The 12,680-nt window shown below is 65.8% G+C and carries 12 protein-coding genes and 2 pseudogenes; 7 read left to right on the top strand and 7 right to left on the bottom strand.

Going from position 1 to position 12,680, the window contains the following annotated elements:
* Positions 1 to 142: 142 nt before the first annotated feature.
* Genes ACPCXD_RS16430 through alc form a run of 3 tightly spaced genes read left to right on the top strand, consistent with a single transcriptional unit; the run spans position 143 to position 3,731 of the window.
* Positions 143 to 1,417, top strand: a complete 1,275-nt coding sequence (locus tag ACPCXD_RS16430; protein WP_423660333.1) for a DUF6986 family protein — start codon at positions 143 to 145, stop codon at positions 1,415 to 1,417.
* On the top strand, positions 1,414 to 2,766 hold the full coding sequence (gene allB / locus ACPCXD_RS16425) for an allantoinase AllB (protein ID WP_423660331.1): 1,353 nt from the start codon (positions 1,414 to 1,416) through the stop codon (positions 2,764 to 2,766). The genes ACPCXD_RS16430 and allB overlap by 4 nt, the downstream gene beginning before the upstream one ends.
* Complete coding sequence (alc, locus tag ACPCXD_RS16420; RefSeq protein ID WP_423660329.1) at positions 2,763 to 3,731, top strand: allantoicase; 969 nt, start codon at positions 2,763 to 2,765, stop codon at positions 3,729 to 3,731. Before allB ends, alc begins: the two co-directional genes overlap by 4 nt.
* 44 nt (positions 3,732 to 3,775) lie before the next feature.
* Here alc and ACPCXD_RS16415 read toward each other — a convergent pair.
* A pseudogene (locus ACPCXD_RS16415) lies at positions 3,776 to 3,973 on the bottom strand (hypothetical protein); the annotation flags it as partial.
* 109 nt (positions 3,974 to 4,082) lie between these two features.
* Positions 4,083 to 4,229: pseudogene (locus tag ACPCXD_RS16410) on the bottom strand (hydroxyisourate hydrolase); the annotation flags it as partial.
* Positions 4,230 to 4,531: 302 nt separating this feature from the next.
* Here ACPCXD_RS16410 and ACPCXD_RS16405 point away from each other — a divergent pair.
* Positions 4,532 to 4,924, top strand: a complete 393-nt coding sequence (locus ACPCXD_RS16405) for a DUF6037 family protein (RefSeq protein ID WP_059383014.1) — start codon at positions 4,532 to 4,534, stop codon at positions 4,922 to 4,924.
* Positions 4,925 to 4,991: 67 nt separating this feature from the next.
* Here ACPCXD_RS16405 and ACPCXD_RS16400 read toward each other — a convergent pair whose 3' ends face one another.
* On the bottom strand, positions 4,992 to 5,882 hold the full coding sequence (locus ACPCXD_RS16400) for a sigma-70 family RNA polymerase sigma factor (RefSeq protein WP_106200402.1): 891 nt from the start codon (positions 5,880 to 5,882) through the stop codon (positions 4,992 to 4,994).
* Between the two features lie 75 nt (positions 5,883 to 5,957).
* On the opposite strand from ACPCXD_RS16400, the gene ACPCXD_RS16395 reads away from it, so the two are divergent.
* On the top strand, positions 5,958 to 6,419 hold the full coding sequence (locus ACPCXD_RS16395; protein WP_423660327.1) for a carboxymuconolactone decarboxylase family protein: 462 nt from the start codon (positions 5,958 to 5,960) through the stop codon (positions 6,417 to 6,419).
* A 91-nt stretch (positions 6,420 to 6,510) separates the two neighbouring features.
* On the opposite strand, the gene ACPCXD_RS16390 is transcribed toward ACPCXD_RS16395, so the two are convergent.
* Together ACPCXD_RS16390 and ACPCXD_RS16385 are read right to left on the bottom strand one after the other, a co-directional pair.
* Complete coding sequence (locus tag ACPCXD_RS16390; RefSeq protein ID WP_258260541.1) at positions 6,511 to 8,214, bottom strand: ATP-dependent nuclease; 1,704 nt, start codon at positions 8,212 to 8,214, stop codon at positions 6,511 to 6,513.
* A gap of 104 nt (positions 8,215 to 8,318) precedes the next feature.
* On the bottom strand, positions 8,319 to 10,016 hold the full coding sequence (locus tag ACPCXD_RS16385) for a fumarate hydratase (RefSeq protein ID WP_138842185.1): 1,698 nt from the start codon (positions 10,014 to 10,016) through the stop codon (positions 8,319 to 8,321).
* Between the two features lie 281 nt (positions 10,017 to 10,297).
* Here ACPCXD_RS16385 and ACPCXD_RS16380 point away from each other — a divergent pair, with 281 nt between their 5' ends.
* Both ACPCXD_RS16380 and ACPCXD_RS16375 read left to right on the top strand, forming a co-directional pair.
* Complete coding sequence (locus tag ACPCXD_RS16380) at positions 10,298 to 11,047, top strand: CPBP family intramembrane glutamic endopeptidase (protein ID WP_085989384.1); 750 nt, start codon at positions 10,298 to 10,300, stop codon at positions 11,045 to 11,047.
* Positions 11,047 to 11,571: a 2'-5' RNA ligase family protein gene (locus tag ACPCXD_RS16375; protein WP_016693633.1), complete on the top strand. Its 525-nt coding sequence runs from the start codon at positions 11,047 to 11,049 to the stop codon at positions 11,569 to 11,571. Before ACPCXD_RS16380 ends, ACPCXD_RS16375 begins: the two co-directional genes overlap by 1 nt.
* 7 nt (positions 11,572 to 11,578) lie before the next feature.
* Here ACPCXD_RS16375 and ACPCXD_RS16370 read toward each other — a convergent pair whose 3' ends face one another.
* Together ACPCXD_RS16370 and ACPCXD_RS16365 are read right to left on the bottom strand one after the other, a co-directional pair.
* On the bottom strand, positions 11,579 to 11,794 hold the full coding sequence (locus ACPCXD_RS16370; protein ID WP_026061451.1) for a hypothetical protein: 216 nt from the start codon (positions 11,792 to 11,794) through the stop codon (positions 11,579 to 11,581).
* A gap of 84 nt (positions 11,795 to 11,878) precedes the next feature.
* Positions 11,879 to 12,658 carry a helix-turn-helix domain-containing protein gene (locus tag ACPCXD_RS16365; protein ID WP_423660324.1) on the bottom strand — a complete coding sequence of 260 codons (780 nt, stop codon included), beginning with the start codon at positions 12,656 to 12,658 and terminating at the stop codon, positions 11,879 to 11,881.
* Positions 12,659 to 12,680 lie beyond the last annotated feature (22 nt).

Raw genomic sequence — 12,680 nt, 5'->3', positions numbered from 1 at the left:
GACCGGGTTCAGCCGAGGACGAACACCGCTCCGGCAGATGTGTAACGGGCCCGTAACCGCAGTTAACCGAACACATGACCTGGCGCCGATAACGTCGGCGCACCACGACGTATACAGCCGTGGATACAGGACAGGAGTTCGGGTGCCGACAGGATTGCACAGGCTTGCGGCTGCGCTCGACGCGCAGCTCGCGGACACCGACGCGGCATACGCCGCGACCTATCCCGGGACCGACGGTGCCCGCCAACCGGTGCACACCGTCTACCTCCCGGCCGACCGCTACGACGCCGGGATCGTGGCACGGTGGGGAGCCGACGCGCTCGACACCCTCGACACCCACATCGACGGACCCGCGGACCTCGCCGCGGTCACCGGCATCGAACCCGAACTCGCCGAAGCCGTCCTCCCGCTCGTGGAGGCCAAACTGCGCACCGAACCGATCGAGGATCTGCGCATCGACTTCGAGGACGGGTTCACCCGCCCGGGCATTCCCGAGCACGAACGCGACGCCGACGAGGACGCCCACATCGCCCGCGCCGCCGCCGCGCTGGCGACCGATCCCACCGCGACACCCTTCGTCGGCATCCGGTTCAAGTCCTTCGAGGCCGCCACCCGGCGCCGCGGTCTCCGCACGCTCGACACCTTCGTCGCCGAGCTGACCGGAAAGTGCGCTCTCCCGGACGGATTCGTCGTCACACTGCCCAAGGTCACCGCGCCCGAGCAGGTCGCCGCCATGGTGACGGTCTGCGAACATCTCGAAGCCACCCACTCGCTCGCCGCGTCCCTGCGGTTCGAGATCCAGATCGAGACGCCGCAGGCGATCTGCGGCCCCGACGGCACCGCTGCCGTCGCCACCATGATCCGAGCGGCCCACGGGCGCTGTTCGGGGTTGCACTACGGCACCTACGACTACTCGGCCGCGTGCGACATCGCCGCCGAGTACCAAGCGATGGACCACCCCGTCGCCGACCACGCCAAGGCCACGATGCAGGTCGCGGCAGCGGGTACCGGGGTGCGGTTGTCCGATGGGTCCACCAATCGCCTTCCCGTCGGCACCCGCGACGAGATCCGCGCGGCATGGGGACTGCACGCCCGCCTGATCGACCGGTCGCTGCGCCGCGGCTTCTACCAGGGCTGGGACCTGCATCCGGCGCAGTTGCCCACCCGCTACGCCGCGACCTTCGCGTTCTACCGCCGGTCGCTGTCCACCGCCGCGGGACGCGTCGCGGCCTACATCGACCCGGCCCTGTCGTCGGGGTATCTCGACGAACCCGCCACCGCCCGTGCTCTCGCCGCCTTCCTCCTGCGGGGAACGAGCTGCGGAGCTCTCACCGAGAAGGAAGTATGCGATCGCACCGGCACGAATCTCGACCACCTGGCCCGGCTCGCGGGTCGACCGACGGCGGTGACGCGATGACCACCGTGATCCGCGCGCGACGCGCTGTGGTGGGGGACGAGGAACGCAGCTGCGCCGTCCACGTGCGCGACGACCGCATCGTCGCGATCGAGGAATACGACGGTGCCGCTCCGACCGGTGCGCGGGAGACCGTCCTCGCCGACGACGAGGTGCTGCTCCCCGGCCTGGTGGACACGCACGTCCACGTCAACGAACCCGGCCGCACCGAATGGGAGGGCTTCGCGACGGCCACGCGTGCCGCCGCGGCCGGGGGAGTGACGACGATCGTCGACATGCCCCTCAACTCCATCCCGTCCACCGTCGACGTGGCGGCCCTCGAGGTGAAGCAGAAGGTCGCGGACGGGCAGGTCACCGTCGACGTCGGATTCTGGGGCGGTGCGATTCCCGGTAACCTCGCCGATCTCGAACCGCTCTGGGACGCAGGGGTGTACGGATTCAAGTGCTTCCTCGCGTATTCGGGTCTCGACGAGTACCCGCCGCTGGACCGCGAGCAGATGATCGAGGCGATGCGCGTGATCGCCGGCTTCGGCGGCCTGCTCATCGTGCATGCCGAGGACGGACCGACCCTCGACGCGCAGGACCCACCGGCCGGACCGCGCTACGACGACTTCCTGTACTCGCGACCACCGGTCGCCGAGTCCCGTGCCGTGGCCCAGGTGATCGACGGCGCGCGGCAGACCGGGTGCCGCGTGCACATCCTGCATCTGTCGGATGCGGGAAGCCTTCCGCTCGTGGCCGCGGCGAAGGCCGAGGGCCTGCCCGTCACCGCGGAGACCTGCCCGCACTATCTGTCGCTGTTCAGCGAAGAGATCCTCGACGGCTCCACACATTTCAAGTGCTGCCCGCCGATCCGTGAGGCCCGCAACCGGGAAGCGTTGTGGCGCGGCCTGGCCGACGGCACGCTCGACTGCATCGTCTCCGATCACTCGCCGTGCCTGCCGGAGCTGAAGAAGTTCGTCACCGGCGACTTCGGCGAGGCCTGGGGCGGAATCTCGTCGCTGCAACTCGGACTGCCCATCGTGTGGTCGGAGGCGCGCAAGCGCGGGCACACACTCGTCGACGTGGTGCGCTGGATGGCCGGCCGCACCGCCGACCTCGTGGGCCTGGCCGACCGCGGTGCGATCGCCGTGGGCAACAGTGCCGATCTGTGTGTCTTCGCGCCCGACGACGCCTTCGTCGTCTTCCCGGAGCGGCTGCACCACCGCAACGCCGTGACGCCCTACGCCGAACGCGCGCTGGCCGGGGTCGTGCGGCAGACCTGGCTCACCGGTGAACCGCTCACCGTCACCCTCGGCGCCACCGACCCCGCACCGCGTGGTGCGTTGCTCTCCCGAAAGGAAAACCGTTGACCGAAGCAGATTTCCTGCAACTACCCGATCTCGCCGCGCGATCGCTGGGCGGGGCCGTCGTGTTCGCGAACGACGAGTTCTTCGCGAGTCGCGAGAACCTGATCTCGCCGGGTGCACCCGATTTCGATCCGTCCGAGTTCGGGCACAAGGGAAAGGTCTACGACGGATGGGAGACCCGGCGTCGCCGCGAAGCCGGGCACGACTTCGCGGTGGTCCGGCTCGGCGTTCCCGGTGTCGTCGAGGGCGTCGTGATCGACACCGCCTGGTTCACTGGTAACTACCCGCCCTTCGCATCCGTCGACGGGGTGAACCTCGACGGATACCCGACCGATCAGGAGTTGCTGGACGCGCCGTGGGAACCGGTCCTCGATCGCGTGGCCCTGAAGGGCGACACCGCGAACGCCTTCGCGGTGGACGACGACCGGCGCTGGACGCACCTGCGCCTGAACATCTTTCCCGACGGCGGTGTGGCCCGCTTCCGGGTGCACGGACATGCGCGCCCGGACCCGACCTTCCTCACGGGCACGATCGATCTCGCGGCCCTCGAGAACGGCGGCGACGTCGTCGCGTGCTCGAACCGCTTCTATTCGTCGCCACGCAACATCATCGGCCTCGGTCGCTCGCGGCACATGGGGGAGGGCTGGGAGAACGCCCGGCGCCGCGACGACGGCAACGACTACGTGGTGATCCGTCTCGCCGGGCAGGGCTGCGTCGACCACGTCGAGGTCGACACCTCCTATTTCGTCGGCAACGCACCGGGAGCGGCGCGCCTGAGCGGAATCCCAAGCGGGGACGCGATGTCCGACGAATCGTCCTGGGTCGAACTCGTCCCGCGGACCGCGCTGCTGCCGGACTGCCGGCACCGTTTCCGCGTCGATTCGCCGACGCCGGTGGAGTTCGTGCGGCTCGACGTCTATCCCGACGGTGGCATCGCCCGCCTGCGCGTGAACGGACGGCTGACCTAGCTCCGACGCTGTGTGTGGGACACACTGGTCTCGACGGATCGGTCTCACTGCATGAGGCGCCAGATGCGGTCGCGGGACAGAGGCAGCTGGTGCGGCCGCACCCCGATGGCGTTGCGCACGGCGTTCGCCAGGGTCGGGGCGACCGGGTTGAACGGGGTCTCGCTCATCGACTTCGCGCCCATCGGCTCGAGTTCGTCGTAGGTGTCGGCGAAGTAGACCTCGGTGCGCGGGACGTCCGGAAAGCTCGCCGACCTGGCGCTGTGGCGGATCGACGGCCTCGCCCACTCCGACTCCACGGCGCGAGAACCAGTCGCCGGTGGCGAAGGTCAGGTGGTAGGTGCCCTCGGGCAATGGATCGGTGAAACCGGTGAGGCGGCCGTCGTCGTCGGTGACACCGGCGCCCAACGAGGTTCCGTACGTGTCGGTGAGGGTGACGTGCAACCCCACGGCGGGTGCACCGGCCGTCGCGTCGAGCACGTGGGTACTCAGGGTGTTCATGCGCGGCTCCCTGCGGTCTCGATGACGATCCGCTCGTGGCGGAGGCGGGTGATCTCGGCGAGCGCGGCACGCATCTCGGCCTTCTCGCTCTTTCGTCGGTGCATTCGATACTGTCCGGTGGGCGTGCGGCGGGGGAGGTGCAAGCGCTACAGAGTTCGGTTCGCCACGGGTGCGCCGGTTGGATGATCGGCCAACGAGGTGGTTGCGCCTTGAACGTTTCTCTGGAATAGTTCCAGTTATTGGATTTATTCCAGAAAAAGTGGGCGACCCGGATGGGGTCGCAGGGTTGAAGGAGTGATCACATGTTCACCGCCGACCGTCCTCGAGCAGTGACGCTTCCGCCGGTCGTGCTCGGCGGACTGCGGCCTCTCTACCGGCAGATGGTCCGCAACAACGTTCCGGCCGCATCGTTCGAGCACACCGCCGGACGGGCCGTCTTCGAGGTCTGCCTGATCGCAGGAGAGCACGGCCCGCAGCTGCAGGTCCGCGCCCGCGACTTCGGGATCGACTTCACGCTCGCGATGACTACGCACTTCCGTATCGCGCCCGTGATGAGCGACGACCAGTACCGCGCACTGTGCTCGGTACTCGCACCCGGCGCCGAACCGGCACCGGGCATCGTCCTCGACTTCCTGCAGCAGGTGGTCGTGCAGTCGCCCGCGGTGCTCGCGCGGACGCATACCTGCGCTGCCTGACGAGCACACGACGGTTCGAGCCCGGTGGGATCACTCCCGCCGGGCTCGACCCGTATCGGAGCGGGCGTCAGAGCAGAGCCGTGTCGAGCGTGGTGATCGTCTCGGGATCTGCGATCACCTCGAGCGCCACGATGCGACCGTCCTCGACGGTGAAGCGGAACACCGACCGCACGATCCCGCCCGGCGCCCACGCCGCCCCGGGCGCACCGTCGATCGTCGCGGGCACCGCGCCGCGTGCGCGGCCGTGGAAGGCGTGTGCCACCGCGTCGGCGCCGCGCAGTTCCGGCTCGAGTGCGGGGCCACCGTGCAGCCGGCCCGTCTCGGCATTCGCTGCCGCCACGGTGTCGGCGCGGAGCACCACGTCGGGATCGAGCACCGCGAGCAGATCCTCGAAACGACCCTCGCGGGCCGCGACGAGGAAGGCGTCGACCACCCGACGCGGATCCCTGGCACCCGCGGACGCCGTACGTGCACCGCGCACGCGCCGCCGCGCACGACTGGCGAGCTGACGCGTCGCGGCAGGGGATCGGCCCACGACGGGCGCGATCTCGTCGAACGGCATGCCGAACATGTCGTGCAGCACGAAGGCGAGACGTTCGGCGGGACCGAGCGCGTCGAGGACCACCATCATCGCGATACCGATCGAATCCGCAAGCACTGCTTCGTCTTCCGGCGCCGCGGAGCTGTCGTTCCGTCGAGGCGGTTCGACGGGTTCGCCGACGACGATCTCGTGACGCGCCGAACGTGCGCGCAGCATGTCGAGACACACGCGGCTCATCACGGTGGTGAGCCAGCCGCCGAGATTGTCCACGGCGTCGGTGTCGGCGCGGGCAACCTTCAACCACGTCTCCTGCACCGCATCGTCCGCCTCCGCAGCCGACCCCAGCATGCGGAAACCGACCGCGCGCAAGCGCTCGCGGTGTGCGTCGAACTCCCTCGCCAGAAATTCCTCGTCCATCGTCGTCACATTCTTCCGTCGGGATCCGTCAAGGAAGTGACGGATCCCGAAGAACCGATGTGACAGGAGCAGACGATGGAAGCACGAATGAACAATCCCGTGATGGTGCTGCCCGGCACCCTCGACGCGTTGCAGGCCGCGGGCCGGACCTACGAGAACACCGGGCTCCCGGCCCGCACGGTCCACCTGGTGCACCTGCGGGCCAGCCAGATCAACGGGTGCAGCTTCTGCGTGGAGATGCACACGCGTGAAGCACTGGACGACGGGGAGAGCGTCGAGCGGCTCACGGCGGTCGCGGCCTGGCGCGAATCGCGACGGTTCACCGAGGCCGAGCGCGCCGCACTCGCGCTCACCGAGGCCGTCACGCGGATCGCCGACCGACCCGAGTCCGTCTCCGACGAGGTGTGGGACGCCGCGGCCGACATCTACGACGAGAAGCAACTGGCCGCGCTGGTCATGCAGATCGCGACGATCAACATGTGGAACCGGGTCAACGCCACGATCCGGCAACCGGCCGGAGCGGCACCCTCGAACTGAGTTCGCGAGCTGCCCCGGCGGAACCCGCCGGGGCAGCTCGGGCGCTGACCAGTTTTCACTTCTGCGGAATCTTCTCCGCGGTACGAGATTGCTACGGACCCAGATAAACTTCAATAGGTACGTCGGTAAGGGTGTCCTCTACCTGCCGGTCAATCCATTTAACAAGCTCAATCATGAATTTACCTACAAATTCACCTTGGGATATCGCCTGAGCTAGTTTCGGCTTCAGAGAGTCCAGGTGCCTTCGGTCGATCCCGATTACTCCGCTCTCCATATTAGTGTTCAGCTTGCGTTTGTCGGCGTGCAATTGGATCAGTTCGGTTGGCAGGTACCTCTCAATGCCGACAAACGTCTCGCCGAGATTAGGGTTGCAGAGTTCTGTGGGACACACGATGCTCTTCGAATGCGGATGCTCTCGTAGTGCCCTATCGAGTGGGCCCGATTTCGACCCGTCCTCCCAGTCCTTCAAGGCAAGAATGAAGGCCCCGTCTGGGCGCGCACGAAGTGCTGATTTGTTGGTTTTTACGTAATTCAGTAAACCGTCGCCGGAAGATCCTGATTCCAAGTCTTCGTCCGGTGAAATTAGTATCCATCGGGGGCGTATATTAGAAGCGCGAATTGCTTCGGTTAGGTAGATTTTATCTGTTCGGCCTTCGACAACGACCAATGGGGTGTCCGGATGAGTCATCAAAGGATGGCGGAAAGACGTAATTCGTTGTTTAGTCGAAACTGCCAAGGCTTCCCGGGTCTCTAGCTTACGAATCGTGGAACCAGGTTTTCCGGGCGAAACAACAACGGCTGAGCTCGAATTTCTTACAAAGTCGTCTTCGTGTGTTGTTATGAATACTTGCCGACGTTCATTTTTCGCGTACTGAGACAAGTCGGTCGCGAATCGGGTCCGCAGCGCTGCGTGAAGAAAGGACTCCGGTTCTTCAAGACCCCAAATGCTTGCCTGTACCCACCCAAAGTTCCGCTTTCTTGCAGCATTATCTTGCAAGTGTAGGAAGTGGAGAAGTGTAAACGACTGTGCGCCAGATCCTTCTTGAGTGATGTCGTGGACAAATTCGGAATTTGCAACTGCGTTCATTCCGAGTTCGAACGCTAGATCCGCTAGGTCTTGCGGTACAGCAGCTGAGATCCTTAATCCGTCAATTCCCCGCGCAACGGAATCGGAGACTGGCGCAAACATCTGATTCGCAGCAGCGGTAAGCTCATCCAGTATGCTTGCCGAGCTTTTGCTGGAATTTTTCCATTCTTTCATAATCTCCGGTCGGAGCGCCTCAAGGACCTCTTTTACTTTGTCTGCAGGGCGCACATGATTGGAAACATAGTGGTAGCGAATCGAACGCACTAGAGAGAGTAGGGAGTCTTCTTCCACTCGATCGGGTGTGCGCAACGAATCCAGGTCTTTCCCGAAGGTAATATCCTGCTGGAGGCTCCGTCCGTTTCGGGTGAGGCTCCACTCCTTTTTTATCGAAATTCCAGTAGATAGACCTTGTCTTTCCAGGAACTCCTTATTTCCCTTGAGTCCAAGGGTTTTTTCCGGATTTAAGTGGATTCCGACGCATATTTTCTTTTTGGTGCCGCGCGGGACATGGCTGCTGAGATCTCTGTCAAACGATATCGGAAGCCCCTCGATTGCATCGTTGAAGAACAAGTCTAGCGCTCGAAGGATGTTTGACTTTCCGGCGGAGTTCAAGCCAAGAATCGGAGTCAGGTCAACATCTGTTGTGAATCGTTGCTTGCGAACTGACCGAAAGTTCTCAATGTAAATCTCTCGAATCAGATCGCCCATGCTCGCTCAAAATCCTTTAGTGATCAGGTACCAGTACATGCGCAAGTAGGTGTGCGCCCCGCTCCCTCGATCCATAGTCCGGAGGAGCGGGGCGCAGTGGGAATCTACAGACCGGGGCGCTTGCCGACCGTGAGCGTGACCTCGCCGGTGTGCGCGAAGAAGTCGTTGCCCTTGTCGTCGACGACGATGAAGGCGGGGAAGTCCTCGACTTCGATCTTCCAGACCGCTTCCATACCGAGCTCTTCGTACTCGACGACCTCGACGTTCTTGATGCAGTCAAGCGCCAGGCGCGCGGCCGGGCCGCCGATGGAACCGAGGTAGAAGCCGCCGTACTTGTGGCATGCGTCGGTGACCTGCTTGGAGCGGTTGCCCTTCGCGAGCATCACCATCGAGCCGCCGGCGGCCTGGAACTGGTCGACGTAGGAGTCCATGCGACCGGCCGTCGTCGGGCCGAACGAACCCGACGCGAGACCCTCGGGGGTCTTCGCCGGACCGGCGTAGTAGACCGGGTGATCCTTCAGGTACTGCGGCATCTCCTCGCCGCGGTCGAGGCGCTCCTTGATCTTCGCGTGCGCGATGTCGCGCGCGACGACCAGCGGACCGGTGAGCGACAGGCGCGTCTTGACCGGGTGCTTGGACAGCTCGGCGAGGATCTCCGGCATCGGCCGGGTGAGGTCGATCTTGACCGCGGCGCCCTTGCCGGTGCCCGAGACGCCCGACGTCTCGGAGTCGAGCTGGCTGTCGGTGACCTCGGGCAGGAACTGGCCGGGGTTGAACTCGAGCTGCTCGAGGAAGACACCCTCGGGCGTGATCTTGGCCTTGGCCTGGCGGTCGGCCGAGCAGGAGACGGCGATCGCGACGGGCAGCGACGCGCCGTGGCGCGGCAGGCGGACGACGCGGACGTCGTGGCAGAAGTACTTGCCGCCGAACTGCGCGCCGATGCCGATCTTCTGGGTGAGCTCGAAGACCTTCTTCTCGAGTTCGAGATCGCGGAAGCCGCGGCCGGTGATGGCACCCTCGGTGGGCAGCTCGTCGAGGTAGTGCGCCGAAGCGTACTTGGCCGTCTTGAGCGCGAACTCGGCGGAGGTGCCGCCGACGACGATCGCGAGGTGGTAGGGCGGGCACGCCGCGGTGCCGAGCGACCGGATCTTGGCCTCGAGGAACTGCATCATCGAGTCCGGGTTCAGGATGGCCTTCGTCTCCTGGTACAGGTACGACTTGTTGGCCGATCCGCCGCCCTTGGCCATGAACAGGAACTTGTAGGCGTTCTCGTGGCCCTTCGCGGTGTCCGCGTAGAGCTCGATCTGCGCCGGGAGGTTGTTGCCCGTGTTCTTCTCGTCCCACATCGTCAGCGGGGCGTTCTGCGAGTACCGCAGGTTCAGCTTCGTGTACGCGTCGTACACACCGCGCGCGATGGACTCCTCGTCGTCGCCCGGGGTGAGCACCTGCTGGCCGCGCTTGCCCATGACGATGGCGGTGCCGGTGTCCTGGCACATGGGCAGCACGCCGCCGGCGGCGATGTTCGCGTTCTTCAGGAGGTCGAGCGCAACGAACTTGTCGTTGTTCGACGCCTCGGGGTCTTCGAGGATGCTCGCCAGCTGCTTCAGGTGATCCGTGCGCAGGTAATGGGAGATGTCGTGCAGCGCGGTCTCGGTGAGCAGGCGCAGGGCCTCGGGCTCCACCTTCAGGAAGGTGCGGCCGTCGGGTCCTTCGACGGTGGACACCCCCTCGGTGGTCAGCAACCGATACTCGGTGGGGTCTTCCCCGATCGGCAGCAGGTCCTCGTAGAGGAAGTCGGCCATTGTTTCTCCTGGAAGAGGGCTGATGATCGCCGTACACGTTAGCGGCGCCGACGCAAGGCCTTGACAACGGGGCATGTGACGGACTCGACCTGCAGAGTGAATGTGACCTGCGTCTCGCGACTTTCGGTGGCGTGTTTATGTCGCCGACGACCGGAAATCCCGGAAAGAAGTCGAGGCCGGAGTGTTCGCCGTCACGGCGGCCGGCAGGCATCGAACCGTACACTTGACCGGATGTTCGAGAGTTTCCGGAGGGATCGCACGTGACCGTAGAAATCGAACGGTTGCCCTCGCCCGAGACCGGACGCCTGCCGTCGCTGGCCTGGCTTCCCCGTTTCCACGCCTGGATCGATCTCGCCGTCGTGATCGCGGTGCTCGTCACCACCAACCTGATCGCCCACTTCACCACGGCGTGGGCGTCGATCGCGACCGTGCCGATCGCAGCATGCGTGCTGGTCGCGATGATGCGCCGACGCGGCATGCGCTGGTCGGAACTCGGACTTTCACCCCGGCACTGGAAGAGGGGGACGCTCTACTCGGTAGCGGCCGTCGGCCTCGTCCTGGCGGTGGTCGCGATCGGCATCGCGTTGCCTTTCACCAGGCAGTTCTTCCTCTCCGAGCGCTACGCCACGATCTCCGGCGCCCTCCTCGCCTCGATGATCATCATCCCGCTCCAGACCGTCATCCCCGAGGAACTGGCCTTCCGCGGGGTGCTCCACGGAACCCTCGAGCGGGTGTGGGGCGCACGCGGGGTCTTCGCCGCGGGATCTCTGCTGTTCGGCCTGTGGCACGTCGCCTCGTCGTTCGGTCTCACGGCGGGCAACGCCGGCCTCAGCGCCTTCCTCGGAGCCGGGTTGCTCGCGCAGATCGCCGGCATCGTCGGTGCAGTGATCGCGACCGCCGCCGCGGGCTTCGTGTTCACGTGGCTGCGTCGCCGCAGCGGCAGCATCCTCGCGCCCATCGCCCTGCACTGGTCGCTCAACGGCGCCGGTGCCCTCGCCGCCGCGCTCGTCTGGCACGCCACACTCAACTGATGGCGCTGGCGGTCTGTCTCCTGTTCGACACCGAGACCGACCGCGCGATCCGGCGCCTGTGGGGCCGGCTCGAGGAGAGCGGCATCCCCACCCTGCTCACCCATACGCACCGCAAGCACGTGCCGCACCTGTCGTACGCGGTGCTGCGGACCTACGACCGGGCCGCCGTCGTCTCGGCCCTCGAGGACATACCCGACGGGGGACCGGTCCCGGTCTACATCGACACTCTCGGATTGTTCCGGCGCGGCCGGGCGTCGCTCGTGCCCGCGCCCTCGGCCGAACTCGTGCAGCGGCAGGATCGCGTCGTGCGGGTCGTGGAGACGACGGGGGCGGACCTGCACCGCTACTACGTCCCGGGGCGCTGGACACCGCACTGTTCGCTGAGTCCCCGAACGCGGCGCGAGGAACTCGACCGTCTGGGTGCGGTCGTCTACGACGTGCTGCCGATCGAAGCGACACTCGATCGCGCGGTGCTGATCGACACCGCCACCGGCGAGCACACGCCGCTACGGATGATCCCGTGAGGGAAACTCACTCCTCGGGGTTCTCCACCCACGGTCCGTACGGAGGTGGGCCCTCGCTCTGGATCTGCAGACCGAAGTGCGGACAGTGCTTCCACACGTAGCCGTGCAGGACGTGTTCTTCCGACGTCGCGGTGTTCATCAGTACGAGGTCGCCGCTGGGGCGGTGTTCGAGGGCGAAGCCGGACTCCCGCTGATCGAGAACCCACCATTTCGCAGTGCTCATGTCGGTGTCCTCCGCATGATCCGCTCGGCAGACGCGCACCTCCACGTTAGCGCGGAAACCGTTCGTGATCGGCCGATTCGGCGATCACGATCCGCTCAGCGCCCGGGCCGTCGCATCGTCGGCGGGATAGAACGCCTCGATCGCCAGTTCCGACACCGTCACGTCGAGCGGGGTCCCGAAGAGGGTGGTCGTGCTGAAGAACGACAACTCGCCGGCCTCGGTCCGCAACCGCATCGGCACGACCAGCGAATGCGGTTCGACCTCCTCGACCGGATCGTCGCAGGGGTAACCGGCGAGTTCGTCGTACAGGCGCAGCAGGACGGGGTCGGCCGTCGCCCCGATCTGGTGTTGCAGTCGGGCGACCAGATGACCGCGCCACTGCCCGAGATCGACGATGCGCGGCGCCAGTCCCCGCGGGTGCAGGGTCAGTCGCAGCACGTTGATCGGCGGTTCCAGCAGCTCCGGAGCGCACCCCTCGACGAACACCCCGACGGCGTCGTTGGAATCGACCATCGTCCAGTGCCGGTCGACGACGAGTGCGGGAAAAGGACGGTGCGACGACAGGATTCGCGTGATCGCGTCGGAGATCGCCGCCATCGGCAGGTCGCCGAGGTGATGCTCGGGGTAGACGGGCGCGTGTCCCGCCGCGACCAGGATGGTGTTGCGTTCGCGCAGCGGGATGTCCAGCCGGTCGCTCAACTTCAGCACGGTCGCGCGTGACGGTCGGGACCGGCCGGTCTCGACGAAGCTGAGATGCCGCGACGAGATGCCGGCGGTGTGGGCCAGCGAGAGTTGGCTCAGGCCGCGCCGCTCGCGCCATGCCCGCAGCAGCGCTCCGGCGTGGGGAGTGTCGACCGTGGTCATGCACCCGACAGTAGAGCCGGCC

It is taken from the genome of Rhodococcus sp. AB351 (genome assembly GCF_049538275.1).
Taxonomy (GTDB): Bacteria; Actinomycetota; Actinomycetes; order Mycobacteriales; family Mycobacteriaceae; genus Rhodococcus.
Note: the sequence above shows the minus strand (reverse complement) of the source record. Positions and strands in the feature narration are given on the sequence as shown.

Bases quoted from the DNA above. Each gene is read 5' to 3' on its own strand.
- allB (WP_423660331.1), top strand. From the start codon at position 1,414: ATGACCACCGTGATCCGCGCGCGACGCGCTGTGGTGGGGGACGAGGAA.
- ACPCXD_RS16405 (WP_059383014.1), top strand. From the start codon at position 4,532: ATGTTCACCGCCGACCGTCCTCGAGCAGTGACGCTTCCGCCGGTCGTG.
- ACPCXD_RS16400 (WP_106200402.1), bottom strand. From the start codon at position 5,882: ATGGACGAGGAATTTCTGGCGAGGGAGTTCGACGCACACCGCGAGCGC.
- ACPCXD_RS16395 (WP_423660327.1), top strand. From the start codon at position 5,958: ATGGAAGCACGAATGAACAATCCCGTGATGGTGCTGCCCGGCACCCTC.
- ACPCXD_RS16390 (WP_258260541.1), bottom strand. From the start codon at position 8,214: ATGGGCGATCTGATTCGAGAGATTTACATTGAGAACTTTCGGTCAGTT.
- ACPCXD_RS16385 (WP_138842185.1), bottom strand. From the start codon at position 10,016: ATGGCCGACTTCCTCTACGAGGACCTGCTGCCGATCGGGGAAGACCCC.
- ACPCXD_RS16375 (WP_016693633.1), top strand. From the start codon at position 11,047: ATGGCGCTGGCGGTCTGTCTCCTGTTCGACACCGAGACCGACCGCGCG.
- ACPCXD_RS16370 (WP_026061451.1), bottom strand. From the start codon at position 11,794: ATGAGCACTGCGAAATGGTGGGTTCTCGATCAGCGGGAGTCCGGCTTC.
- ACPCXD_RS16365 (WP_423660324.1), bottom strand. From the start codon at position 12,658: ATGACCACGGTCGACACTCCCCACGCCGGAGCGCTGCTGCGGGCATGG.